The following is a 22,575-nucleotide window of genomic DNA, read 5'->3' on the forward strand; positions in this document are numbered from 1 at the left end:
GGGGTCCTAGGCGGGCCAACGGGCCAGCGGGTGTCCGGTGAGGGGGCCGGCCGCCGCCGCCAGCACGAGCTGGCGACGCAGGCCAGGCGACAGGGTATCCGGCCACCAGCAAAAACGCTGCAACCTTCCATGAACGTCGCGCGCCGTCAGCACGGCGAGGGGGCCGCGCAGGTGCAGGCGTGGCGCATGCAGGACCTGGCCGCCGGCCTCGAGCGGGGCGTCCCCGCCGGCCCAGGCGAGCACGCAGGGCGCCCTGCCCGCCTCCCGTTGCGCCAGGCGCAAGGCCTGGGCCAGCGCCAGCGTCGCGGCGGGGAACTTCAACGGTGGGGGAAAGCGGCTCGCCAGCACCGATGCGGCGGCCAGCAGCCCCAGCATCACCAGCGCGATGCCGAGGACGCGCGAGGGACGCCAGTCAAGGCGGAAGATCGAGGATGCGGGTGACGAGGCCATCGAGCGAGGCGTCCTCCGGCCGTTCCCGGCCCATGAACCATCGCCAGAGCTTATCGTCCTCGGTGTCGAGCAGCCGCAAGAAAACCGCCCGTTCCGCGTCGGAAGCCGCCGGCCAGCGGGCGTCGAGATAGCGCAGCATCAGCTGGTCGAGCTCGCGCATGCCGCGCCGGCAGCGCCAGCGAAGCCGCCGCAGCTCGGCGGCTTCGCGTTCCGGGTCGCGGGCTTCCACGGGGCTCAGGCACCCCGGCGCTGCAGCATCAGCTTCTTGATCTCGCCGATCGCCTTGGCCGGGTTCAGCCCCTTCGGGCAGGTGCGGGCGCAGTTCATGATGGTGTGGCAGCGGTAGAGCTTGAACGGGTCTTCAAGCTCATCCAGGCGCGCACCGGTGTCCTCGTCGCGCGAGTCGATGATCCAGCGGTAGGCCTGCAGCAGCACGGCCGGGCCAAGGTAGCGCTCGCCGTTCCACCAGTAGCTCGGGCAGCTGGTCGAGCAGCAGGCGCACAGGATGCACTCGTAAAGACCGTCGAGCTTGGCGCGGTCCTCCTTCGACTGCAGGCGCTCCTTGGCCGGCGCCGGGCTCTGCGTGCGCAGCCAGGGCTTGATGGACGCGTACTGGGCGTAGAAGTGGCTCAGGTCCGGCACCAGGTCCTTGATGACCGGCATGTGCGGCAGCGGGTAGATCGGCACTTCCTTCTTGCCGCACTCGTCGATGCCCTTGGTGCAGGCCAGGGTGTTGGTGCCGTCGATGTTCATCGCGCACGATCCGCAGATGCCCTCGCGGCAGCTGCGCCGGAAGGTGAGCGTAGGGTCGATCTCGTTCTTGATCTTGATCAGCGCGTCCAGGACCATCGGGCCGCAGCTGTCCAGGTCCACTTCGTACGTGTCGGTACGCGGGTTGGCGCTGTCGTCCGGGTTCCAGCGGTAGATCTTGAAGGTCCGCACGTTCTTCGCGCCGGCGGCGGCGAAATGCTTGCCCTTGGTGACCTTTGAATTCTTGGGGAGGGTGAACTCAGCCATTGTCAGGTGTCCTGGGCGATCAGTAGGTGCGGGCCTTGAGCGGGACCACGTCGACGTCCTTGCTCAGCGTGTACATGTGCACCGGGCGGTAGTCGATGGTGGTATTGCCCGCGTCGTCCACCCAGCACAGCGTGTGCTTGTGCCAGTTGACGTCGTCGCGGTCCTTGAAGTCCTCGCGGGCGTGGGCGCCGCGCGATTCCTTGCGGTTCTCGGCCGAGACCAGGGTGGCGACGGCCTGGCCGAGCAGGTTCTGCAGCTCCAGGGTCTCGACCAGGTCGGAGTTCCAGACCAGCGAGCGGTCGGAAACGCGCACGTCCTCGAACGACTTCACGACCTCGCGGATCTTGTCCACGCCGTGCTTGAGCGTCTCGCCGGTGCGGAACACCGCGGCGTCGTTCTGCATGGTCTGCTGCATGGCGTCGCGGATCTGGGCGGTCGGGGTGCCACCGTTGGCGTGGCGCAGCTTGTCGAGGTTGGCCAGCGACTTGTCGCAGGCCGAGGCAGGCAGCGACTTGTGCGGCGCGCCCGGCTTGATGGTCTCGGCGCAGCGGTTGGCCACCGCGCGGCCGAACACCACCAGGTCGAGCAGCGAGTTCGAGCCCAGGCGGTTGGCGCCGTGCACCGACACGCAGGCCGCTTCGCCGATGGCGTACAGGCCCGGCACCACGGAATCGGGGTTGCCGTTCTTCAGCGTGACCACTTCGCCGTGGTAGTTGGTCTGCAGGCCGCCCATGTTGTAGTGCACGGTCGGCAGCACCGGGATCGGCTGCTTGGTGACGTCGACGCCGGCGAAGATCTTCGCGGTCTCGGCGATGCCCGGCAGCTTCTCGTGGATGTCGGCCGGGTTGAGGTGGGTCAGGTCGAGGTGGATGTGGTCCTTCTTCGGGCCCACGCCGCGGCCTTCGCGGATCTCGATGGTCATCGAGCGCGACACCACGTCGCGCGAAGCCAGGTCCTTGGCGTTGGGCGCGTAGCGCTCCATGAAGCGCTCGCCGGCCGAGTTGCGCAGGATGCCGCCTTCGCCGCGCACGCCCTCGGTGATCAGGCAGCCGGCGCCGTAGACGCCGGTCGGGTGGAACTGCACGAACTCCATATCCTGCAGCGGCAGGCCCGCGCGCAGCGCCATGCCGCCACCGTCGCCGGTGCAGGTATGGGCCGAGGTAGCGCTGAAGTAGGCGCGGCCGTAGCCGCCGGTGGCCAGCACGGTGCCCTGGGCGCGGAACAGGTGCAGTTCGCCCGAGGCCATGTCGAGCGCGAGCACGCCGCGGCAGGCGCCCTCCTCGTCCATGATCAGGTCGAGCGCGAAGTACTCGATGAAGAACTCGGCCTGGTGCGCCAGCGACTGCTGGTACAGCGTGTGCAGGATGGCGTGGCCGGTGCGGTCGGCGGCGGCGCAGGTGCGCTGGGCGGTGCCCTGGCCGTAGTGCGTGGTCATGCCGCCGAACGGGCGCTGGTAGATCTTGCCGTCCTCGGTGCGCGAGAACGGCACGCCCTGGTGCTCGAGCTCGATGATGGCCGGGATGGCTTCGCGGCACATGTACTCGATGGCGTCCTGGTCGCCCAGCCAGTCCGAGCCCTTGATGGTGTCGTAGAAGTGGAAGCGCCAGTCGTCCTCGCCCATGTTGCCCAGCGCGGCCGAGATGCCGCCCTGCGCCGCCACGGTGTGCGAACGGGTCGGGAACACCTTGGAAATGCAGGCGGTGCGCAGGCCCTTCTGGGCCAGGCCGAAGGTCGCGCGCAGGCCGGCGCCGCCGGCGCCGACCACGACCATGTCGTAGGTGTGCTCGTGGATCTTGTAGGCAGAAGTCATGGCGGGCTCAGGCAGTGAAGACGATGCGGCCGATGGCCAGCAGGGAGGCGATGGCCGCCAGCGCGAAGACGAACTTGATGGCGACCTGCAGCGCGATCTCCAGCCAGCCGTGCACGTAGTCCTCGACCACGACCTGCAGGCCCAGGCGGGCATGCCAGAACAGCGACAGCACGAAGGCCGCCAGCAGCGTGGCGGTGACTGGATGACCGATGGCGCCGCGCACGGCCACGTGGCTGGCGCCGATCAGGCTCACGGCGAACATCACGAACCACGGCGTCAGCAGGGCGAGTGCAATGGCGGTGAGGCGCTGGTGCCACCAGTGCGAGGTGCCGTCCTTGGCCGAACCCAGGCCCTTGGCGCGGGCAAGCGGATTGCGCAGGCTCATGCCACGCCTCCCAGGCCGCACCACCATAGCACCGCGGTGATGACCACCGACAGGGCCAGCACGGCGTAGCCGCTGGCGTAGGCCTTCGGGATCGAGAAGCCGTGGCCGGCGTCCCAGAACAGGTGCCGGATGCCGTTGAGGAAGTGGTAGACCAGGCTGGCCGAGAACGCGAACAGGGCGATCTTGCCGGGCAGCGAGCCCAGCAGCGCGCTGAAGCCACCGTAGATCATGGCGTTCTCGGACGCGGCCACCAGCCACGCCGCCAGCACCAGCGAACCCAGCGCCAGGATCACGCCGGTGGCGCGGTGGGCGATGGACATCATGCTGGTCAGCTGCGGCCGGTAATACGGGCCGATCATGAAGGGGGACAGCGGTCGTTTTGGCGTGGCCATGGGCTGCGCTCGTCTGGTTATGAGGGGGAGTGTGCTCGCCGCGCTGTGTTCGCGGCGTCAGAAATCGATGCAGCGGCCGTTCTTTTCCCAGTCGCCGAAGCGGGTGGGCTCGGGCCCGTCGCGACCGCCGACCTCGGCGGGCAGCGGTGGCGCCACGGCGCCGGCCGGTTCGGACGGGCGGTCGTCCGCCGCGGCGGGACCCACGGTTTGGCCTATGATTCGAGGCTCGTCTGGCATCCGGTAATGTTAAGTCCCACCCCCATGGCGTTCAAGACAAATCTGCCCGCGGCGTCCTGCCCTGCCCTCGCCAGCTACGGCGTGATCGCGGTTTCCGGCCCCGATGCGAGCAAGTTCCTGCAGGCGCAGCTGATGAACGACGTGCTGGCGCTGGCGCCCGGCCACTGGCACTGGAGCGGCTGGCTGACCCCGAAAGGCCGCGTGATTGCGCTGCTGGCGCTGCTCCGCCTGGCCGATGACCGCTTCCTGCTGCTGGTGCCCGACCATCCGGTCGCGGCGCTGAAGGCGGCGCTGCAGCGCTTCGTTTTCCGCAGCAAGCTGGCGCTCGACGATGCCACGGGCTGGATCGCCGCGGCTGGCCCGCACCACGCCACCCCGGCCCCGGATCGCTTCGAAGGCGGCCCGGCGCCGCCGTTGGCGCTGGACATGGGCGACCCCGCGCACCCGCGCACGCTCTGGCTGCTGCCCGTGGGCGACCCGGCGCTGGCGCCCGCCGACGCCGCGCTGGACCAGCGCTGGCTGGCCACCGACCTCGCCTATGGCCTGCCCCGGCTGCCGGAGGACCAGCGCGAGGCCTGGACGCCGCAAATGCTGTCGCTCGGGCGACTGGCCGCCTTCAGCCTCAGGAAAGGCTGCTATCCCGGGCAGGAGATCGTCGCGCGCACCCATTACCTCGGCCAGGCAAAGCGTGAACTGGTTCGCATCCTTGGCGAGGGCCTGGCCCCCGGCCAGGGCCTGAAGGCCGGCGACGCGGCGGTCGGTACCCTGGTCTGCGCCACGGCGGACGGGCGTGAGGGCCTCGCGGTGCTCACGGCCGGCGAGCATCCGGCGCTCGCCGTCGATGGCCGCCCCTGCCGCCTCGCCGGGCTGAACGAAGGCCTTGCACGGCAGCCCTGAAAGCCGCGCCAGCATTGGCCAAAGCCCGGGATGTCTGCTATACCGCCGACACAGGGAGGAACACCACATGACGCTCAAAAAGGGCTTTGCTGCCTTTGTTTTTTCGCTGGTCGCGACGCCGGCGCTCGCCGCCGAGTACATCCTCGCGGTCGAACCCAACTATCCGCCGGCCCAGGCCGAACAGGTCTACAAGCCGCTGCTTGATTACCTTTCCAAGAGCACCGGCCATACCTTCCGCCTGAAGGCCGCCACCAACTACCACGTGTACTGGCGCGACCTTCGCTCCGGCTCGAAGACCGACTTCGCGTTCGAGGAAGCACACTTCACCGACTACCGCGTCAACCGCCTCGGCTTCACGCCGCTGGTGCGGGTGGCCGAGAGCACGCGCTACTCGCTGATGGCGGATGCCTCCATCGCCGAAGGCGGCTCGCGCGGCCTGATCGGCTACCGCGTGGTCAGCATGCCGGCGCCCAGCATGGGCTACCTGCTGCTCGGCGACCTGTACAAGAACCCGATCGCGCAGCCCGAGATCATGTCGGTGGCCGCGAACTGGCGCGACGGCGTCGAGATGGTGTTCTCGCAGGAGACCGAGGCGGCGATGGTGCCCAACTACATCGCGCAGCTGTATCCGAACCTGGTGTCGGTGTCCGACTCGCGCGAGTTCACCGGCCGCGCCCTCAGCGCCGGCGGCACCGTGCCGTCCGACGTCCGCCAGGCGGTGGCCGACGCCATGCTGAAGCTGCACGAGGACGACACGCTGTACGAGGTGCTGGTCGAGCTCGGCGCCAGCCAGTTCGTCGCCACCAATGCCTCCGAGTACGCGGGCAGCGAGAACCTCCTGCGCGGCGTGTTCGGTTACAAGGCCATTCCGAAGGCGGCCGAGCCCGTCTTCGAGGAAGACGTCGAGCCCGAGATCACCGGCGGCATCCAGGTCGAAGCCGACGACTAAGCGCCGGCCGCGGTTCCTGTAGGAGGGGCTTCAGCCCCGAAGCTTTTCGCCAGGAAGCTTCGGGGCTGAAGCCCCTCCTACATTCTTTTGGTGGGTCCGCAGGAGCGGCGCTCAGGTGGTTTCGAAGTGGATCACGTCGCCGGTATTCACGGCGACCGCCTGGCCCAGGCTGATGGTGCCCGACTTGCGCAGGTGCAGTTCGTCCCGATGCACCTTTAGTTCGTCGTCGTCGCCGATGCGCACGTAGGTGCCGTTGGTGGATCGGTCGGCGAGCAGGAAATGCCCGCGCTTGTATTCGATCATCGCGTGCGTGCGGCTGACCCAGTCGGCTTCCACCTGCAGGTGGTTGGCGGGTTCGCGCCCCATGCTGAAGGGCTCGGAATCGGGCCGCAGTTCCACCACCTGGCCGCGATGCCGCAAGCGAAGCACCTCGCCGGCCTGGGCGGCGTCAACGCCGCGTACCGCCGACTGCACCCTGGTCATGCCGGAGGTATCCTCCTGCCAGACCAGGTCCACGATCGAGATAGGCAGCAGCTTGCCGCTGACCCGGGCCTTGCCCAGGCCGCGCGCCTCCGGGGCCTTCCCCGAAAGGGTGTCATAGGTGGCCGCGGTGGTGACGATTTGCTCGCGCTTGGCGAGCGAGGCCATGCGCGCCGCGGTGTTCACCGCATCCCCGTAGACGTCGCCGTCCTCCTCCTCCAGCGCGTCGCCGTGGTGCAGGCCGATGCGCACCGCCAGGTTGTCGCGCACGAAGTCGATGTCGCGGCCCATCCGCCGCTGCATGTCGCAGGCCGCCAGCACGCCGTTGAGCGCCGCCGGGAAGGTGCACATGATCTCGTCGCCGATGGTCTTGATGACCCGGCCGCCATGCTGCCGGCAGACCTGGGTCAGTGCCTCGAGCACCAAGGCGATCAGCCGCCGGGCCTCCTGGTCGCCCTTGTTCTCGAACAGCCGCGTGCTGCCGCTGACGTCGGCGAACAGGATGGTCTGGGGCCGGGACGGGCTCATTCGGCGAGTCTAGGCGATGCCGGCGGGGGCGTCATTCATGCCCCGTGTAAACGGGCTCAGGCCATTTCGGCGGCCATCGCCACGATATCGGCCTCGCTCGGGATCACCAGGAAGGCGGCGCCCGCCAGTGGGGTGTAGGTGTCGGCGCCGACCACCCGGCGCAGCGGCTTGGCGCCATGGCCGGACTCGACCACGGCGGTGATCACGCCTTCGCCCACGCCCGCCGACTTGCGGCCCTCGTCCACGACAAGGATCCGGGCGCAATCGCCGGCGTGGCGGGCAATGGCTTCGGCGTTGAGCGGCTGCAGCCAGCGCAGGTCCACCACCCTCACCTTCCAGCCGTGGTTCTTCTCGATGTCCCGCGCCGCGCGCAGGCTCATCGGCAGGCCGTTGCCGAAGCTGAAGATCACCAGGTCGCGGGCGTCGGGGAAGTACACGCGCTCCTCGCCCAGCACCATCGCCTCGCCATTGGGCGGATAGGCGGTGAGCCACTGGCCGTCGCCGGCCTCGTGGAGGTCCTTGGTCATGTAAAGCGCGATCGGCTCGAGGTAGGCGCAGACGCGGCCGTCGACCTTGGCCAGGGCCATCATGGTGCGCAGCATGGTCACCGCGTCGTCGCCGCGGCTGGGGCAGCCGACCACCAGGCCCGGGATGTCGCGCAGCGCGGTGATCGAATTGTCGTTGTGGAAATGGCCGCCGAAGCCGCGCTGGTAGCCCAGCGAAGCGATGCGCATCACCATCGGGTTGCGGTACTGGCCGTTGGAGAAGAACTGCAGCGAGCAGGCCTCGCCGCGGATCTGGTCGCAGGCATTGTGGAAGTAGGCCAGGTACTGGATCTCGGGCATCGGCAGCATGCCGACGTTGGCATAGCCCTGGGCCAGGCCCAGGATCATCGTTTCGTCCAGCAGCGTGTTGAACACGCGGGCGTTCTTGAATGCCTTGTGCAGGCCCTTGGTGACCGTGTACACGCCGCCCTTCTGCGCCACGTCCTCGCCGAACAGGAGCGCCTCGGGGTACTTGCAGAACAGGTCGTGCAGCGCGTTGTTGATCTGGATGGCGAGGTGGCGCGGCGGCTGGTTCTCGGGCAGCTTGGCCTCGCTGCCGAACACGGCCAGGCGCTTGTCGGCGAAGTCGTCGCGGGTGGCCTCGGCCATCACCTTGTCCGGCGTGAACGGCGCCAGCGGCCGCATCACTTCGGCCAGGTCGTCGAGCTTGGGCCGGCGGTCGGCTTCCTCGGCCGCCGCGAAGCAGCGCTGGCGAGTGTCCTCGTACTTCGCCAGCACCTCGTCCTTCGACATCAGCCCCGACTGCAGCGCGATCGCGGCCGAGCGCAGCAGCGGGTCGGTCGCCTCGACCGCCATCAGCTCCTCGAAGCTGCGCCACTCGATCTCGAAGTCGGTGCCGGCGTGGCCCATGATGCGGGTGGTGCGCAGGTGCAGGAAAGTCGGCCGGCGCGTGCGGCGGCAGTGCTCGACCGCGGCCTGCACCTGGCCGTAGCCCTCGGCGATGTCCAGGCCGTCGGCGTAGAAGTAGTCCAGGCCTTCGCGCTGGCGGAAGGCATTGGCGATCCAGCCGCCCGGCGTCTTCACCGAGATGCCGATGCCGTTGTCCTCGCAGACGTAGAGCACCGGCGCCGGCAGCTTCTGGTAGGCGGTCCACTGCGCGGTGTTGAACGCGGTCTGGGCGCTGGCGTGGTTGCTGGAGGCGTCGCCGAAGGAGCAGATCGCGATGGAGTCGTCCGGGATCGGCAGCGCGTGGCCGATGCGGCGCGCCTGCTCGATCGCGATCGCGGTGCCCAGCGCCTTGGGCAGGTGCGAGGCGATGGTGGAGGTTTGCGGCAGCACCCACAGCGGCTTGCTGCCCCAGACCTTGTGCCGGCCGCCCGAGATCGGGTCCTCGCTGCTGGCCGCGAAGCTCAGCGCCGAGTCCATGATCGGGTCCATGCCCGGCAGCTTGCGGAAGCGCTCGGCCATGAAGCCGCCGGAGCGGTAGTGCAGGAAGGCCGGGTCGGTGTGGCGCGTGAGCCGCGCCACCATCGCATTGCCCTCGTGGCCCGAGGAGCCGATGGTGTAGAAGACCTTCTGCTGCACGCGCAGCACGCGCGCCATCAGGTCGAGATGCCGCGAGACCAGCTGCGAATCAAACAGCGCCAGGAAATCCCCGGCCGTGCAGGCGCTGCCCTCGAGCACCGGCTCGTGCGGCGCCGGCCGTGGCTCCGGCCGCCCGCTCCAGTTCGCGACGAACTCGATGAAATTGTCATCGCACACCTTGGCGCGATTGACGTCCTTGTGGCGGGCGGGGATCAGCGGGGTGGACATGGGGATTCCGGGGTCAGGAGGAGCCCGGCCAGCCGAATTCGACGACCAGGAAATAGAGGAACACGGCGGTGAACACCACGAACAGCAGCGTGGCGACGACCATCAGCCAGGCCGCGAACGCCTTGCCCAGGCTACTGCCCGCGGCCTCGGCAAGCGCGGGCACGCTGGCCACCAGCCACCAGGCCAGCGCCACCAGCAGCAGGCCGCCCGCGACCACCGACATGACCACGATCACCGGTACGTCGCCGTGCGGCGTACCGCCCGCATCCGACAGCACGGCGACCAGCGGGCCGGCGGCCAGCAGCCCCAGCATCAACACGAACAAGTAGGGCACGCTGCCCCAGCCCGAGGCGATCAGCAGGCGCCGGAAGCCGGGGCGGTGGCCCATCAGGCGGAACGCCACCATCAGCATCGCGACGACCACGAGGTAGCGCGGCACTTCGGCCAGGGCTTCCAGCAGCAACAGTCCCCAGGCGGGTTCCGCGCCCGCCACCAGCTCGGGGGCGCCCGTGAGCGCCAGTGCCACCACGCAGTTGCCCAGCAGCCACAGCATGGCCAAGGGCACCGAGTCGGCGGCGAGCACGCGACGCGCCGTGGCGCGTGGCGCGAAGAACATGCCGGCCACGTCGCTGCGCCCACGCACCGTCCAGAGCGTGCCCAGCAGGATCGCCGCAAGCAGCAGCGCCGCGGCCGGCCAGGCCAGGTCGTCACGGCTGATCTCGGGGCCGGTTGCGGCCTCGCCGTCGCCCAGCAGCACGGGGTACTCGAGCAGGTCGCGCACCTCCGCCAGCTGCGCGCGCGCCGCCGCGTAATCCTCCGGAGCAATGGCGTCGGCCAGTCGGTACCACTCGCCGCGGACAGTGAGCACCTCGCCCTCGGCCGAGACGTGGCGGCGGAAGCGGAAGTAGTCGTTCGCGACCTCGTGCTCTTCGGTCTCGATGTCCCAGCCGCCGTCGGCGTGCATCCTGATCTCCTGCACGCCGTGCGGCGGCCCGGGCAGGAGCAGCGGCCAGGCGCGGGTGGCGGCGCGCGCCGCGGGCACCCAGTCGTTGAGCTGGAATAGATGCAGGCTGAACTCGCCCAGCGAGCCGGGCTCGACGTCGTCCCGGCGAAGGTCGGCGCGGTAGTGCTCGCTGACATCGAAGCGATTTTCTTGCGGCGAGTCCTTGCCCACCGGGTCGGACACCAGCTCGATGTCGCGGTAGAAGCCCTCCATGTAGCCGAGGTAGTCGCGCCCGACTTCCGTGGCGCCATCGGAGGCGAAGCGGCTGCGGCTGGAGGACGCGAACCCGTAGCGGTAGCGGGTATCCACGCGGATATCCACGCGGCTGTCCTCGCCCACGCCGTGCAGCTTGACCACTTGCGTGACCTCGACCGCCGGCTTCGGCGAGGGTGCCGCGACGGGAAAGGCCTCGAGCGCGGCGACGCCCGGCGCCACCGGCAGGCCCTGCCCGAAATCGGTCGGCTGGCGATCGGCGAAGCCGCCCTGCTCCGGGTTCCGGGTCGGGTCCACGTACAGCCACTCGCCGTCCACCCGTGCGCGCACGATCGCGTGGTCGAAGGCGTTCGGGCCCGGCAGCCGCTCCGCGATCCGGCCTTCCAGCGTGGAATTGACCAGCACCGGCTGGGCGTCGATTCCCGCCTCGGCCAGCAGGCCAACCAGCAGCAGCGATTTGTCCTTGCAGTCGCCGTAGCGGCGCGACAGCGTGGTCGCGGGATCCGCCGGCGCATGCGAGGAGTCGCCGATGGACAGGCTCACGTAGCGGACCTCGCGCTGCACGAAGGCCAGCGCCTCGGCCACCGCCTCGGCCTGCGGCTTGCCGGCCAGGCCCAGTTCGCCGGCGAGCTTCGCCAACGGGGCCCGCGACCCGGGGCCGGCACGGAACAGGCGCGCGGCCCAGGTGGCCACCGCGGCCCAATCGGGCGCCGTGCTGATTTCAAGCACGCCATAGCCATCGAACCAGTCCGGGGCATCGGACTCGCCGGCGATGGCCGGCACGCTGCGCGCCTGCAGCTCGAGCACGTGGCCGCTCCCGTCGCGACGCTCGCGCTCGCGGAAGGCCACCGGCCCGGTGCGTCGCCAGGACAGGGCGTCGTCGCCCGCCAGCACGCGGAGCCGGCGCAGCCCGGTGGCGGTCGAATACGCCGCGGGGAAGGTGCGGTGGTAGTGGTCGCCCAGCACCGGATTGCTGCCGATCGTGCTGAAGGAAAGCTCGACCCGGTCGCCGACCTGCACGTCGGGAACCAGGATCTCGGCCGTACGCCAGCCGTCGAGGATGCCGTCGTTGGCACGCTCTTCGAGCCGCAGCAGCTCCACCCGGGCCTGCCCGCGGCGGTCGCCGCGCTGGCCATCGCGCACCACCACCAGGCCGTGCAGCTGCACGGTCTGGAAATCAGGCTGGAAACCGATCCGCAGCCGGCCGGCATCCTCGAGCCCGGTACGGTCGGTGACGTCGTAGGCCAGCAGGCGGTACTCGTGCGGGCGCTGGCCACGCAGCGAGACCTGGTCGTCGACGACACGATACGCCACGCCGCCCGAGGCCTTGCCCGCCGGGATGGAGGCCACGTCGACCGGGGCCACCCAGTCCGGCGTGTCGGCCAGCGAAAGGCCGGCCGGCAGGCCGGCCGCGGCTGCCTGGGCCACGGCCAGCAGGCTGGCCAGCCACAGCGCCGCCATTCGTCCGGACATGCTCCCCTGCCCCTGCGCCGCCACCCGGGGCGGGCTCAGAACGCGTTGATGCCGGTGACTTCGCGCCCGATCACCAGCTGGTGCACCGTCTCGGTGCCTTCGTAGGTGATGACCGACTCGAGGTTTAGCGCGTGGCGGATGGGCGGATGCTCGGTGGTGATGCCGGCGCCGCCGAGGATGTCGCGCGCCTCGCGCGAGATGTCGAGCGCCATGCGGCAGTTGTTCCACTTCGCCAGCGAGACCTGCGAGTGCTGCAGGTTGCCCGAATCCTTCAGGCGGCCGAGCTGCAGGCTCAGCAGCTGCGCCAGCGTGATGCGGCGGGCCATGTCGGCGAGCTTGAGCTGCACGGCCTGGGTGGCCGCGATCGGGCGGTTGAACAGGATGCGGGTCTTGGAATACTCCAGCGCCGAGGTATAGCTGGCGATGGCGGCGCCGATCGGGCCCCAGGTAATGCCGTAACGCGCCTGGCTCAGGCAGCCCAGCGGGCCCTTGAGGCCCTTCACGTTGGGCAGGCGCTGGCTGTCGGGCACGCGCACGCCGTCGAAGAACAGGGCCGAGGTGACCGAGGCGCGCAGGCTCATCTTCTTGTGCACGACCTGGGTATCGAAGCCCGGGGTGCCCTTCGGGACGATGAAGCCCTGGATGCCCTCGTCGGTCATCGCCCAGACGATGGCGATGTCGGCGATGGAGCCATTGGTGATCCACATCTTGGCGCCGTTGATGATCCAGTCGCCGCCGTCGCGCTTGGCGGTGGTCTTCATGTTGCCCGGGTCGGAGCCGCCGTGCGGCTCGGTCAGGCCGAAGCAGCCGATGATCTCGCCGCGGGCCATGCCCGGCAGGTACTGCTGGCGCTGCTCTTCGCTGCCGTAGGCGTAGATCGGGTACATGCACAGCGAGCTTTGCACCGAGACGAAGCTGCGGATGCCGCTGTCGCCGCGCTCGAGCTCCTGGCAGATCAGGCCGTAGCTGACGGCGTTGAGGCCGGCGCAGCCGTACTTCTCGGGCAGCGAAGAGCCGAACAGGCCCATGGCCGCGATTTCCGGCACCAGCTCGGCCGGGAACCGGCCCTGGTCGAAGCAGTCGCCGATGATCGGCAGCACGCGCTCGTCGGTGAAGCGGGCGACGCTGTCCTGGATCATGCGCTCCTCTTCGGAGAGCAGGCTGCGGATGTCGAACAGGTCGGTCGGGTTCAGGGCCATGGGGCGGTCTGCGGTCGGCGGGGAAAGTCCAGCATTTTAGCCCGCCCGGCGGCCGTTAGGCAGCCCGTGAACGCGGAAGGGCCGGCATGGCCGGCCCTTCCGGGGTTCATCGGGGTGAAGGAATCAACCCTGCGGCGGGGTATCGGCCGAGCGGACCGCGATCACGCCGTCCTTGATCGGAAGGCGCTTGCCCGGGTCCTGGTCCATCACCAGGCTGCCGGTCTGACCCTCGTACTGCCAGGTGACGTCGTAGCCGACGACCTTGTCGCGCTCGCCGAGCAGGATCTGGGCGCCCGGCTTGCTGTCGACGCGGGTGGTGGAGACCTCGCCGTCGCGGCGGTACTGCACGTCGTAGCCGATCACTTCCTCGCGCGGCTCGGTCACGGTGCGGCACTGCTGCTCGATCTCGGTGTACTTCTGGCCGCCGGTGTGGCGGCGGTCGATCTCGCGGCCGGCGTAGGCACCGCCCACGGCACCGGCGACGGTGGCGAGCTTCTTGCCGTCGCCGCCGCCCACCTGGTTGCCCAGCAGGCCGCCGACCACGGCACCCACGACCATGCCGTCCTTGTCGCCGAAGCGCTCGGGACGGCGCTTCTCGACGGCCACGTCCTCGCAGACCTGGCGCGAGCCGGTGCGCATCTCGGTGACGGCGGTGCTGGACACCACGTCGCCGTAGATCGGCTCCTTCTCGATGATGGGGGTGGACGACACGACGTCCGCGTAAGGCGTCGCGAAGGTCTGGTAGGCGGCGATGGCGCCACCGGCGGCGAGCATGCCAGCCACGGCGGCCAATACGGTCTTGTTCATGGTCATGTCCTCTTTCGGCGGCGGCAGGGTCCGTCGCTCGGGCCCAAGGTTGGTCGCCCCAGCCTGAACGGCGGCACAAGCCCAGATTAGCCGCCCCGACGTGTTAATTTCGCGGCAAGGATCGTCAAAGGAGTCCACCATGCCGCACCCCATGACCGGACCCGTGGTCGGCTTCGCCAGTCGCCTGCGCTTCCCCACCCTGTTCAAGGTGACGCTGGCGCTGATGGTGCTGAGCTGGCTGCTGCCCGATCCGATTCCCTTCATGGACGAGATCATCACCGCGCTGGCGACGCTGGTACTGGCGAACTGGAAGCGCAGCGAGCCGCCGCCGGCGCCGCGCGAACCGATCGAAGGCGAATCGCGCCGGGAATGACCGCGCTCTACGACAGCCACTGCCACCTCGACGCCCCCGAGTTCGACCCCGACCGGCCGGCGGTGGTGGCGCGCGCCCGCGCGGCCGGCGTGCAGTGGCAGCTGGTGCCCGCGGTGTCGCGCGCCGCCTGGCCCGCCTTGCGCGATGCTTGCGCCCTGGACGAAGGGCTGCTGCCCGCCTACGGCCTGCACCCGATGTTCCTCGACCAGCATCGCGACGAGCATCTGGATGAACTCGCCGACTGGCTGGCGACCGAGCGCCCGGCCGCGGTCGGCGAGTGCGGCCTGGATTACTTCGTCCAAGGGCTGGACCCGGATCGCCAGCGCCACTTCTTCCAGGCCCAGCTCGACCTGGCCCGCGACTTCGACCTGCCCGTGGTGCTGCATGCGCGCCGCGCCGTGGACGAGGTGATCACGCGGCTTCGCCGCACCGGCGGCCTGCGCGGCGTGGTGCACAGCTGGTCGGGCAGCGAGGAGCAGGCGCGGCAACTGTTCGACCTGGGCTTCCACCTGGGCATCGGCGGGCCGGTCACCTTCGACCGGGCGCAGCGGCTGCGGCGCACCGTGGCCAGCATGCCGATCGAGTTCCTGTTGCTGGAAACGGATGCGCCGGACCAGCCGGGCGCCGGCCACCGCGGTGAACGCAACGAGCCGGCTTACCTGCCGGAGGTGCTGGCGGTGGTGGCGACGCTGCGCGGTGAATCGTCCGAGGCCATCGCGGCCGCAACTACCGCGAATGCGCGCAAGCTGTTCGTCAGGCGGCCGGCCGCGGCTTGAGCAGCAGCTCGATCGCCTTGCCCGCCATCGCGAAACCGAAGCTGCCGGTGACGTGGGTGGCCGCGCCCAGCCCGGCGCCGCAGTCGAGCTTGAGCGATTCGTCGGCACCCAGCTTGGGCCGCACGCCGCAGACGCTGCCGTCGCCCTGCGGGTACTTCACGTTCTCCAGCGAATACACCGCCGGCACGCCGAAGTAGCGGTCGGGGTTGCGCGGGAACTTGAAGCCGGCGCGCAGCTGCTTGCGCACCAGGGCCAGCAGCGCGTCCTGCTCGGTGCGCGAGAGATCGCGCACGCGCACCAGGGTCGGATCGGTGCGTCCGCCGGCCGAGCCGCAGACCACCACCGGCAGCTTGCGGCGCCGGCACCAGGCAATCATCTCCAGCTTGCTGCGGAAGCTGTCGCAGGCGTCGAGCACCACGTCATGGCCGCGGTCGAGCAAGGCCTCGAGGTTGGACGGCAGCAGGAACTCCCGCACCACCTCGACCCGGATATCCGGATTGATGGCCCGGCAGCGCTCGGCCAGCACCTCGCCCTTGCCGCGGCCGAACTGGCCGTCGAGGGCGTGCAGCTGGCGGTTGGTGTTGCTGACGCAGACCTCGTCGGCATCGATGAGCACCAGCCGGCCGACGCCGCTGCGCGCCAGCGCCTCCACCGCCCAGGACCCGACCCCGCCCAGCCCGACGATGCAGGCCTGGGATGCGGCCAGGCGCTCGGCAGCGCCGCGTCCGTACAGCCGGTCGATGCCGGCGAATCGCTGGGAGGTCGGGGTCATGCCGGCATTTTAGGGCAGCGCCGCGGCCATGAACCGTTTCGCAACCCCGGCGGCCCGGGTCGGGGCCCGTTCAGGCAACGGGGGCTAGCGTCGGCCCCGAGTGTCCCACCCGAGGAAATCGCCATGAAGAGCCAACTGCTGATCGTCGCCGCCCTTGCCACCGCCGGCCTGGCGGCCTGCTCCACGGCCCCGCGCAACAGCGGCTACGGCTACAACGACCGCGGCTACGGCTACTCCGAGCCGCGACGCTGCTACGACTGCGGCCGCGTCGAGCGCATCGAGCAGGTTTACGGCGTGCGCGAGAACAGCCGCACCGGCGCCGTGCTGGGTGGCCTGGTCGGCGCGGTGGCGGCCCGCGAGATCCCGAAGCATGGCAGCGACGGCAAGCGCAACACCGCCACCGTGGCCGGCGCGGTCGCCGGCGCCGTCGCGGGCAACGCGATCGAGAACAAGGTGAACGAGGAGACCTTCGACGTGCACGTGCGCATGGACGACGGCCGCCGCATCGTCATCAACACCAACCGCCTGCCCGCCGGCGTCCGCGAGGGTGCCCCCGTGCGCGTGGACGGCAACCGCATTTCCGCCCTGCGCTGACCGGCTTGCCCGGGTAAGTCGCCGTGATATCTTCGCGGCGGCTTACCCTTGGAGCAGCCCATGCGTTCCCTGATCGTCGGCGTCATCGGCCTGTTGGTCGGCGCCCTGTGCACCCTGATCCTACTCAACGCCCTGCGCCAGGGCACCGCCTATCCCAACGGCGTGATGGCCGTGATGTCCGCCCAGATGAAGGGCCTGGACCAGTCGCTCAAGCAGAACCGCTGCACCAGCGCCGACCTCACGCCGCGGCTGCAGACCCTGCGCTTCCTCGGCAATGACCTCGAGCCCGCCTTCCTGCCGACGGCGGACGACGAACGCTTCATCGGCCACGCCAGCGAACTGCGCGCGGCGCTCGATGCCGCACTGGCCGCGCCGCCGGCGGATTGCGCCGCCGCCCGCGTGGTGATCGATCGCGTCGGCTCGGGCTGCCAGGCCTGCCACCGCGACTTCAAGGGCTGAGGCGGATCCAGTTGGCGATCGCGGCGGCCGGGGCCTCCGGCCGTCGCATCCAGCGGAAGTGGTCCGGCGCCGTACCCAGTCGTGCGGCGTCGAAGACTTCCGCCCGGTGCGTGCCGCCACCCAGTTTTCCGACCAGGGCGCGCAGCGACGCCTCCGGCACCAGCCAGTCATCGCTGAAGCGCAGGCCCAGCGTTGGCAGCGCCAGCCGCGCCAGCATCGCGTCCATCGGCTCGCCGTCGCCGTAATCGAGGTAGCGGCCGCTGCGCACGGTGGCGGCCCAGTCGCGCATCAGCCTACCGGCTTCGCGCCCGGCGAAATTGAGGTGCTGGCCCGGGTAGTAGCCCGCGATGGCGGTGACCACGGGAAGGCTGCGGGCGAACAGTGAAATACCCAAGCGCTGCCGGCCCGTGAACGTGCGCGCATCCGGTACGCCCGTGGCGGCCAGCACCAGGCCGCGGCAGGCCGACGGCTGGCGCGCCGCGGCCATCGCCGCGAACTGCCCGCCCAGGCTGTGGCCACCGAAGCGCCAGTCGCCGGCGCCCAGCGCCGCGATGCTGGCGGGCAGGTCGTGCTGCAGGAGCTCGCGATAGCCCCAGTCGCTGCCCCGGCGGGCGCGCAGCGAACTACTGCCATTGCCCCGCCACTCATGCACCGCGCACGTCACGCCCAACCCGGCCAAGGCCTGTCCGAAGGCGTCGTACTTGTTGGCCGGCACGCCCAGCGCGGGCAGCCACAGCAGGCCGGGGGCACCCGTGCCGGCGCCGTGCACGCGCAGGTGGGCGACGTGGCCGTCAGCCGCGGTGACCCGTCGTTCTTCCATCGGCATTCGATCCACCGCATCAGGCGAAGCGCGCAGCATATCGGCTGCGCCGGGCCTGCGGCAGGGTGGATGCCGCCATCGCGCGGCGGCAATCACCCGCCCTGCACGCGGAAACAACGCGCCATTGACGCGCCGCGCACGCCGCCGCGACGGCGTGCGCGGCATCGTGGCGCCGTGCCCGAGGCACCTCACCCCACCCATGGAGTCCACGATGAATCTTTTCCGCAAGAGCCTGCTCGCCGCGATGATGACCGCCGTCGTTGCCACCCCCGCTTTCGCGGGCCACCACAACGAGGGCATGGACAAGCCGGCCGGCACGATCGTTGATGTCGCCGCGTCCAACGCGGACTTCGAAACTCTGGTCGCCGCGGTCAAAGCCGCCGGCCTGGTCGAGACCCTGAGCGGCGAAGGTCCGTTCACCGTCTTCGCCCCGACCGACGACGCCTTCGCCAAGCTGCCGGCCGGCACGCTTGAGAACCTGCTCAAGCCCGAGAACAAGGACCAGCTGGTCGCGATCCTTACCTACCACGTGGTGGCCGGCAAGGTGACCGCGGCCGACGTGGTCAAGCTCGACACCGCCACCACCGTCAACGGCGCCGCCGCCGACGTCACCGTGTCCGGTTCGACCGTCAAGATCGACGAGGCCACCGTCACCGCGACCGACATCAAGGCCAGCAACGGCATCATCCACGTCATCGACACCGTGATCCTGCCGGAGTAATCCCTCCCTCCAAGCGGCAGCCCGACGACCCGCTTCGGCGGGTCGTTTTTTTTCACTGCCCTGCCCGCACTGATCCGCGCTGATCCGAGTTGATCCGCGTCAGAGCCAGGATTGCATCTCCGGGGCTGGCCGCGGGTATGCTCTGCGCATGGACACCCATACCGCGTACTACCTCGTCGCCGGGGCACTGATCCTGATCGGGCTGCTTGGCACCGTGCTGCCGGTGTTGCCAGGGCTGCCGGTGATGTTTGCCGGCATGCTGCTGGCGGCCTGGACAGACGACTTCCAGCGCATCGGCGCGGTCACGCTGGTGGTCTTGGGCGTGCTTGTGGTGCTGTCGATTGCCGTAGACCTGCTGTCGAGCATCGTCGGCGCCAAGCGTGTCGGTGCCTCGAACAAGGCGCTCTGGGGCGCCGGGCTCGGCGGCGTGGTGGGCATCTTCTTCGGCCTGCCCGGCCTGATCGGCGGGCCGTTCCTGGGCGCGGCACTGGGCGAGATGTCGAACGGCAAGGAATGGCGCGACGCCTCGCGGGTGGGCGTCGGCACCTGGATCGGCCTGGCGCTCGGCGCCGCGCTGAAGATCGCCCTCGCCTTCGCGATGCTGGGCGTCTTCGGCCTCGCGCTCTGGCTGGATTGACCCGCTAGCCCTGCAGCTCGCGCAGCGTCACGGATGGCGGCGTATTGACCACGCCGCGGGTGGCGAACAGGCCGGCGACCAGCGCCGCCAGCGTGCCGATGATCGCGCCGGTGGCCGCCAGCCTGGGGTTCGCCGTCCACGGCAGGTCGAAGGCCAGGTCGGCGATGACGCCGGCCAGTACCGTCGCCGCGATCGCCGCCACCAGGCCCGACAGCAGGCCGATCGCGCTGAACTCGGAGACCTGCGCCCAGCGCAGCTGGCGCCGGCTGCCGCCGAGCACGCGCATCACGCCGCCTTCGAGCAGGCGCTCGTCCTGGCTCGCGCTCACTGCCGCCAGCAGCACCAGCACACCGGCCGCCAGCGAGAAGTAGAACACCGCCTCGACCACGGTCGATACCTGTTCGACGGTGCCGCGCACCTGGTCCAACACCGCGTCCACGTCCACCACCGACAGGTTCGGCCAGGCCGCGACCAGTTCCGCTGTGAAGCGCTTGCGCTCGGCCGGCACCTTCACCGCGGTGATGTGGCTGCCGGCGAAGCCGTCCAGCGAGCCCGGCGACGCCACCACGAAGAAGTTCGGGCGGAAGCTCTCCCAGTCCACCTTGCGAAGGCTGGTCACGCGGCCGCTGAAGCGCGAACCGGCGATGTCGAAGCTCACCTCGTCGCCCAGCTTCCAGCCCAGGGTCTGGGCGAACTCCTCCTCCACCGAAAGCTCGGGCGAGGCCGGCACGCCGGTCCAGAACTGGCCCGCCGTCACCTCGTTGTCGGCCCGCAGCGCGTCCACCTGCGAGAGGTTGAATTCGCGCTCGGCCATGCGCCGGGCGCGGCCCTGCTCCTCGGGGAAGCTGTCGCCGGACACCGCCGTGCCATTCACCTCGAGCAAGCGGGCGCGGATCATCGGGTACAGCACCGGATCCACCACGCCCTGAGCGGCCAGGAACTCGCGCACCGGCGCCACCTGGTCGGGCTGCACGTTGACGATGAAGCGGTTGGGCGCGTCGGCCGGCAGCGCGTTGCGCCAGCGGTCGAGCAGGTCGGTGCGCACGAAGGTCAGCAGCAGCAGCGCCATCAGGCCCAGCCCCAGGGCCGAGACCTGGGCGATGCTGGCACCCGCGCGCCGGCTGACGTTCGCCAGGCCATAGCGCCAGGGTCCGCGCAGCCGCGAGCGGACGCGCTTGAGCACGGCGATCAGCGTCCAGGCCAGGCCCGCCAGCACCGCCAGGGTGCCCAGGATGCCGAGCAGCATCGCCGTGCCCACTTCGGCCGAGCCGGCCTTCCACCACAGCAGCAGCGCCAGCCCGCCCAGGCCGGCCAAGGCCACCAGCACGGCGCTGGGCTCGGTCGGGTCGAGATCGCGGCGCAGCACGCGCAGGGCCGGCACGCGGCGCAGGGCCAGCACCGGCGGCACGCCGAAGGCCAGCAGCACGGTCAGTCCGACGCCGAAGCCTTCCAGCACCGGCCGCCAGCCGGCCCCCGGAATTGAAAGCTTGAGCGCCGCCACCAGCCAGTCGGCCACCGCCCATTGCAGGCCGAAGGCCAGCGCCACGCCGATCGTGCAGCCGATCAGGCCGAGCAGCAGCAGCTCGCCCGCATGGATGGCCACCAGCGTGCCCTGGCTCGCGCCGAGGCAGCGCATCACCGCCGACCCCTGCAGGTGGCGCGCGCTGTGCCGGCGCGCCGCCATCGCCACGGCCACCGCGGCGAGCACCACCGACACCAGCGCGGCAAGCCCAAGGAAGCGGTCGGCACGATCCAGGGCGCGGCGGATCTCCGGGCGCGCATCGCCCGCCGTTTCCAGGCGCTGGCCGCGGCCGAGGTTGTCGCGCGCGAAGTTGGTGAATTTCTCGACGGCGCCCGATTCGCCGGCCACCACCAGGCGGTAGCCAATGCGGCTGCCCTCCTGCACCAGGCCGGTGGCGGGTACGTCGGCAAGGTTGAGGAACACGCGCGGGGCGGTGTTGAAGTAGTCCAGCGCGGCATCGGGCTCCTGCACCACCAGCGCTGCCAGCGTCAGTTCGACGTTGCCCACGCCGATGGCATCGCCCACCTTCGCCCCGAGCAGGTCGGCGCCGGCGCGGCTGAGCCACAGCGTGCCGGGCGCGGGTACGCCTTCGGCGTCGCGCTCGCCGCCGGTGGCGGGGTCGAGCAGCCGGAAGGTACCGCGCAGCGGGAAGCCTTCGCCCAACGCCTTCATCTCGCCCAGGCGCAGGGCTTCGCCGGCGCGGACCATGCTGGGGAAGCTGAGGGTTTCGGTCAGCGTGAGTCCGGGCGCGGCGGCCGCTTCCCGCAACGCGCCCTCAATGGGCGAATCGCTGCGCACGACGGCATCACCGCCCAGCAGGCGGTTGGCCTCCAGCGCAAGGGCGCGCTCGGCGCGGTCGGTGATGAAGCTCACCGACGTCACCGCCATCACCGCCAGCACCAGCGCGGCCAGCAGAATGCGGACGTCGCCCGAGGCCAGGTCGCGGCGCAGCTGGCGCCAGGCCAGCGACACCCAGTTCATGCCGACACCAGGCGGCCGCCGTCCAGCCGCAGGATGCGGCCGCAGCGCGCGGCCAGGCGCTCGTCATGGGTCACGAGCACGAGCGTGGTGCCGGAGTCCCGGTTGAGCTTGAACAGCAGGTCGACGATGGCCTGGCCGGTGGTGGTGTCGAGGTTGCCGGTCGGCTCGTCGGCGAACAGCACCGCCGGCCGGGTCACGAAGGCGCGGGCCAAGGCCACGCGCTGCTGCTCGCCGCCGGAGAGCTGGCGCGGGTAATGGCCCAGGCGCTCGCCCAGGCCGACCTGGGACAGGATGGCCCGGGCCGGCCCTTCGGCGTCGTCGTCGCCGCGCAGCTCCAGCGGCAACATCACGTTCTCCAGCGCCGTCAGCGAAGGCAGCAGCTGGAAGCTCTGGAACACGAAACCGACCTTCTCGCCCCGCACCCGCGCCCGGCCGTCCTCGTCGAGGGCCGAGAGCGCCGCGCCGTCGAGCAGCACGCGGCCGTCGCTGGGCACGTCCAGGCCGGCCAGCAGCGACAGCAGCGTGCTCTTTCCTGAACCGGAGGCCCCGACGATCGCGACCGCTTCACCCTTGGTGATGGTAAAACCGACCCCATCGAGGATGGTGAGTTCGCCCGCGGGCAGCGGCACCCGCTTGCCCAGGCCCTCGGCGCGCAGCGCTTCGGAAACGGCGGCGGGCGAATCGTGGCTGTCGGCCATGGAAATCCTCTTGCGAATGGAGTGGAAGATGTTCGAACGATATGGAGCATGGCGGGGCCGGGTT

At 70.3% G+C, this 22,575-nt stretch carries 24 protein-coding genes; 8 read left to right on the forward strand and 16 right to left on the reverse strand.

What is annotated here, in order from left to right:
• Positions 1-6: 6 nt before the first annotated feature.
• The 7 genes from Q0C12_RS00645 to Q0C12_RS00675 form a co-directional block, all read right to left on the reverse strand.
• Positions 7-450 (reverse strand): hypothetical protein, encoded by a 444-nt coding sequence (locus tag Q0C12_RS00645; RefSeq protein WP_290884738.1) that lies wholly within the window; start codon positions 448-450, stop codon positions 7-9.
• Entirely contained in the window at positions 413-610 is a 198-nt protein-coding gene (locus tag Q0C12_RS00650) for a succinate dehydrogenase assembly factor 2 (RefSeq protein WP_290884831.1), read from the reverse strand. The genes Q0C12_RS00645 and Q0C12_RS00650 overlap by 38 nt, the downstream gene beginning before the upstream one ends.
• Positions 611-684: 74 nt before the next feature.
• On the reverse strand, positions 685-1,467 hold the full coding sequence (locus Q0C12_RS00655) for a succinate dehydrogenase iron-sulfur subunit (protein WP_290884741.1): 783 nt from the start codon (positions 1,465-1,467) through the stop codon (positions 685-687).
• A gap of 19 nt (positions 1,468-1,486) precedes the next feature.
• Entirely contained in the window at positions 1,487-3,277 is a 1,791-nt protein-coding gene (gene sdhA / locus Q0C12_RS00660) for a succinate dehydrogenase flavoprotein subunit (RefSeq protein WP_290884744.1), read from the reverse strand.
• Positions 3,278-3,284: 7 nt separating this feature from the next.
• Positions 3,285-3,662, reverse strand: coding sequence for a succinate dehydrogenase, hydrophobic membrane anchor protein (gene sdhD, locus Q0C12_RS00665; RefSeq protein ID WP_290884747.1), 378 nt, complete (start codon positions 3,660-3,662; stop codon positions 3,285-3,287).
• Entirely contained in the window at positions 3,659-4,054 is a 396-nt protein-coding gene (gene sdhC, locus Q0C12_RS00670; protein WP_290884750.1) for a succinate dehydrogenase, cytochrome b556 subunit, read from the reverse strand. The genes sdhD and sdhC overlap by 4 nt, the downstream gene beginning before the upstream one ends.
• 57 nt (positions 4,055-4,111) lie before the next feature.
• Entirely contained in the window at positions 4,112-4,291 is a 180-nt protein-coding gene (locus tag Q0C12_RS00675; protein ID WP_343212415.1) for a DUF1674 domain-containing protein, read from the reverse strand.
• Positions 4,292-4,297: 6 nt separating this feature from the next.
• On the opposite strand from Q0C12_RS00675, the gene Q0C12_RS00680 reads away from it, so the two are divergent.
• Positions 4,298-5,188, forward strand: coding sequence for a folate-binding protein (locus Q0C12_RS00680; protein WP_290884756.1), 891 nt, complete (start codon positions 4,298-4,300; stop codon positions 5,186-5,188).
• A gap of 67 nt (positions 5,189-5,255) precedes the next feature.
• Positions 5,256-6,137 carry a PhnD/SsuA/transferrin family substrate-binding protein gene (locus Q0C12_RS00685; RefSeq protein WP_290884759.1) on the forward strand — a complete coding sequence of 294 codons (882 nt, stop codon included), beginning with the start codon at positions 5,256-5,258 and terminating at the stop codon, positions 6,135-6,137.
• A gap of 111 nt (positions 6,138-6,248) precedes the next feature.
• On the opposite strand, the gene Q0C12_RS00690 is transcribed toward Q0C12_RS00685, so the two are convergent.
• The 5 genes from Q0C12_RS00690 to Q0C12_RS00710 all read right to left on the reverse strand — a co-directional run bounded on the left by Q0C12_RS00690 (position 6,249) and on the right by Q0C12_RS00710 (position 14,158).
• The gene (locus Q0C12_RS00690) at positions 6,249-7,145 is read right to left on the reverse strand and encodes an adenylate/guanylate cyclase domain-containing protein (RefSeq protein ID WP_290884761.1); all 897 of its coding nucleotides are present in this window, start codon (positions 7,143-7,145) and stop codon (positions 6,249-6,251) included.
• A 56-nt stretch (positions 7,146-7,201) separates the two neighbouring features.
• Positions 7,202-9,463, reverse strand: coding sequence for a thiamine pyrophosphate-dependent enzyme (locus Q0C12_RS00695; protein WP_290884764.1), 2,262 nt, complete (start codon positions 9,461-9,463; stop codon positions 7,202-7,204).
• 13 nt (positions 9,464-9,476) lie between these two features.
• Positions 9,477-12,152 (reverse strand): DUF3857 domain-containing protein, encoded by a 2,676-nt coding sequence (locus tag Q0C12_RS00700; protein ID WP_290884767.1) that lies wholly within the window; start codon positions 12,150-12,152, stop codon positions 9,477-9,479.
• Positions 12,153-12,187: 35 nt separating this feature from the next.
• A complete protein-coding gene (locus Q0C12_RS00705) occupies positions 12,188-13,351 on the reverse strand; it encodes an acyl-CoA dehydrogenase family protein (RefSeq protein WP_290884770.1) in 1,164 nt (387 codons plus the stop codon).
• 123 nt (positions 13,352-13,474) lie between these two features.
• Entirely contained in the window at positions 13,475-14,158 is a 684-nt protein-coding gene (locus Q0C12_RS00710; RefSeq protein WP_290884773.1) for a glycine zipper 2TM domain-containing protein, read from the reverse strand.
• A 139-nt stretch (positions 14,159-14,297) separates the two neighbouring features.
• On the opposite strand from Q0C12_RS00710, the gene Q0C12_RS00715 reads away from it, so the two are divergent.
• Positions 14,298-14,531 carry a DUF6116 family protein gene (locus Q0C12_RS00715; RefSeq protein WP_034211340.1) on the forward strand — a complete coding sequence of 78 codons (234 nt, stop codon included), beginning with the start codon at positions 14,298-14,300 and terminating at the stop codon, positions 14,529-14,531.
• Complete coding sequence (locus Q0C12_RS00720; protein WP_290884778.1) at positions 14,528-15,307, forward strand: TatD family hydrolase; 780 nt, start codon at positions 14,528-14,530, stop codon at positions 15,305-15,307. The genes Q0C12_RS00715 and Q0C12_RS00720 overlap by 4 nt, the downstream gene beginning before the upstream one ends.
• On the opposite strand, the gene Q0C12_RS00725 is transcribed toward Q0C12_RS00720, so the two are convergent.
• Positions 15,285-16,079: a tRNA threonylcarbamoyladenosine dehydratase gene (locus Q0C12_RS00725; RefSeq protein ID WP_290884781.1), complete on the reverse strand. Its 795-nt coding sequence runs from the start codon at positions 16,077-16,079 to the stop codon at positions 15,285-15,287. The genes Q0C12_RS00720 and Q0C12_RS00725 overlap by 23 nt on opposite strands.
• 123 nt (positions 16,080-16,202) lie before the next feature.
• Here Q0C12_RS00725 and Q0C12_RS00730 point away from each other — a divergent pair, with 123 nt between their 5' ends.
• Together Q0C12_RS00730 and Q0C12_RS00735 are read left to right on the forward strand one after the other, a co-directional pair.
• Positions 16,203-16,673 carry a glycine zipper 2TM domain-containing protein gene (locus Q0C12_RS00730; protein WP_290884784.1) on the forward strand — a complete coding sequence of 157 codons (471 nt, stop codon included), beginning with the start codon at positions 16,203-16,205 and terminating at the stop codon, positions 16,671-16,673.
• Between the two features lie 60 nt (positions 16,674-16,733).
• Complete coding sequence (locus Q0C12_RS00735) at positions 16,734-17,132, forward strand: hypothetical protein (RefSeq protein ID WP_290884787.1); 399 nt, start codon at positions 16,734-16,736, stop codon at positions 17,130-17,132.
• Here Q0C12_RS00735 and Q0C12_RS00740 read toward each other — a convergent pair.
• The gene (locus Q0C12_RS00740) at positions 17,122-17,952 is read right to left on the reverse strand and encodes an alpha/beta fold hydrolase (protein WP_290884788.1); all 831 of its coding nucleotides are present in this window, start codon (positions 17,950-17,952) and stop codon (positions 17,122-17,124) included. The two genes, Q0C12_RS00735 and Q0C12_RS00740, sit on opposite strands and share 11 nt — an antisense overlap.
• Positions 17,953-18,250: 298 nt before the next feature.
• Between Q0C12_RS00740 and Q0C12_RS00745 the strand changes: the two genes are divergently transcribed.
• Positions 18,251-18,673: a fasciclin domain-containing protein gene (locus Q0C12_RS00745; RefSeq protein ID WP_343212416.1), complete on the forward strand. Its 423-nt coding sequence runs from the start codon at positions 18,251-18,253 to the stop codon at positions 18,671-18,673.
• Positions 18,674-18,821: 148 nt separating this feature from the next.
• Complete coding sequence (locus tag Q0C12_RS00750) at positions 18,822-19,310, forward strand: DUF456 domain-containing protein (RefSeq protein ID WP_290884794.1); 489 nt, start codon at positions 18,822-18,824, stop codon at positions 19,308-19,310.
• A 4-nt stretch (positions 19,311-19,314) separates the two neighbouring features.
• Here Q0C12_RS00750 and Q0C12_RS00755 read toward each other — a convergent pair whose 3' ends face one another.
• Positions 19,315-21,813 carry an FtsX-like permease family protein gene (locus tag Q0C12_RS00755; protein ID WP_290884797.1) on the reverse strand — a complete coding sequence of 833 codons (2,499 nt, stop codon included), beginning with the start codon at positions 21,811-21,813 and terminating at the stop codon, positions 19,315-19,317.
• A complete protein-coding gene (locus Q0C12_RS00760) occupies positions 21,810-22,511 on the reverse strand; it encodes an ABC transporter ATP-binding protein (protein WP_290884800.1) in 702 nt (233 codons plus the stop codon). Before Q0C12_RS00760 ends, Q0C12_RS00755 begins: the two co-directional genes overlap by 4 nt.
• Between the last annotated feature and the right edge of the window lie 64 nt (positions 22,512-22,575).

This window comes from Arenimonas sp. (assembly GCF_022842045.1).
Classification (GTDB): domain Bacteria; phylum Pseudomonadota; class Gammaproteobacteria; order Xanthomonadales; family Xanthomonadaceae; genus Arenimonas.

What these genes read in the sequence shown, in the direction of transcription:
- Q0C12_RS00645 (WP_290884738.1), bottom strand. Translation starts at nt 450, where the DNA reads ATGGCCTCGTCACCCGCATCCTCGATCTTCCGCCTTGACTGGCGTCCC.
- Q0C12_RS00650 (WP_290884831.1), bottom strand. Translation starts at nt 610, where the DNA reads ATGCGCGAGCTCGACCAGCTGATGCTGCGCTATCTCGACGCCCGCTGG.
- Q0C12_RS00655 (WP_290884741.1), bottom strand. Translation starts at nt 1,467, where the DNA reads ATGGCTGAGTTCACCCTCCCCAAGAATTCAAAGGTCACCAAGGGCAAG.
- sdhA (WP_290884744.1), bottom strand. Translation starts at nt 3,277, where the DNA reads ATGACTTCTGCCTACAAGATCCACGAGCACACCTACGACATGGTCGTG.
- sdhD (WP_290884747.1), bottom strand. Translation starts at nt 3,662, where the DNA reads ATGAGCCTGCGCAATCCGCTTGCCCGCGCCAAGGGCCTGGGTTCGGCC.
- sdhC (WP_290884750.1), bottom strand. Translation starts at nt 4,054, where the DNA reads ATGGCCACGCCAAAACGACCGCTGTCCCCCTTCATGATCGGCCCGTAT.
- Q0C12_RS00675 (WP_343212415.1), bottom strand. Translation starts at nt 4,291, where the DNA reads ATGCCAGACGAGCCTCGAATCATAGGCCAAACCGTGGGTCCCGCCGCG.
- Q0C12_RS00680 (WP_290884756.1), top strand. Translation starts at nt 4,298, where the DNA reads ATGTTAAGTCCCACCCCCATGGCGTTCAAGACAAATCTGCCCGCGGCG.
- Q0C12_RS00685 (WP_290884759.1), top strand. Translation starts at nt 5,256, where the DNA reads ATGACGCTCAAAAAGGGCTTTGCTGCCTTTGTTTTTTCGCTGGTCGCG.
- Q0C12_RS00690 (WP_290884761.1), bottom strand. Translation starts at nt 7,145, where the DNA reads ATGAGCCCGTCCCGGCCCCAGACCATCCTGTTCGCCGACGTCAGCGGC.
- Q0C12_RS00695 (WP_290884764.1), bottom strand. Translation starts at nt 9,463, where the DNA reads ATGTCCACCCCGCTGATCCCCGCCCGCCACAAGGACGTCAATCGCGCC.
- Q0C12_RS00700 (WP_290884767.1), bottom strand. Translation starts at nt 12,152, where the DNA reads ATGTCCGGACGAATGGCGGCGCTGTGGCTGGCCAGCCTGCTGGCCGTG.
- Q0C12_RS00705 (WP_290884770.1), bottom strand. Translation starts at nt 13,351, where the DNA reads ATGGCCCTGAACCCGACCGACCTGTTCGACATCCGCAGCCTGCTCTCC.
- Q0C12_RS00710 (WP_290884773.1), bottom strand. Translation starts at nt 14,158, where the DNA reads ATGAACAAGACCGTATTGGCCGCCGTGGCTGGCATGCTCGCCGCCGGT.
- Q0C12_RS00715 (WP_034211340.1), top strand. Translation starts at nt 14,298, where the DNA reads ATGCCGCACCCCATGACCGGACCCGTGGTCGGCTTCGCCAGTCGCCTG.
- Q0C12_RS00720 (WP_290884778.1), top strand. Translation starts at nt 14,528, where the DNA reads ATGACCGCGCTCTACGACAGCCACTGCCACCTCGACGCCCCCGAGTTC.
- Q0C12_RS00725 (WP_290884781.1), bottom strand. Translation starts at nt 16,079, where the DNA reads ATGACCCCGACCTCCCAGCGATTCGCCGGCATCGACCGGCTGTACGGA.
- Q0C12_RS00730 (WP_290884784.1), top strand. Translation starts at nt 16,203, where the DNA reads ATGAAGAGCCAACTGCTGATCGTCGCCGCCCTTGCCACCGCCGGCCTG.
- Q0C12_RS00735 (WP_290884787.1), top strand. Translation starts at nt 16,734, where the DNA reads ATGCGTTCCCTGATCGTCGGCGTCATCGGCCTGTTGGTCGGCGCCCTG.
- Q0C12_RS00740 (WP_290884788.1), bottom strand. Translation starts at nt 17,952, where the DNA reads ATGGAAGAACGACGGGTCACCGCGGCTGACGGCCACGTCGCCCACCTG.
- Q0C12_RS00745 (WP_343212416.1), top strand. Translation starts at nt 18,251, where the DNA reads ATGGACAAGCCGGCCGGCACGATCGTTGATGTCGCCGCGTCCAACGCG.
- Q0C12_RS00750 (WP_290884794.1), top strand. Translation starts at nt 18,822, where the DNA reads ATGGACACCCATACCGCGTACTACCTCGTCGCCGGGGCACTGATCCTG.
- Q0C12_RS00755 (WP_290884797.1), bottom strand. Translation starts at nt 21,813, where the DNA reads ATGAACTGGGTGTCGCTGGCCTGGCGCCAGCTGCGCCGCGACCTGGCC.
- Q0C12_RS00760 (WP_290884800.1), bottom strand. Translation starts at nt 22,511, where the DNA reads ATGGCCGACAGCCACGATTCGCCCGCCGCCGTTTCCGAAGCGCTGCGC.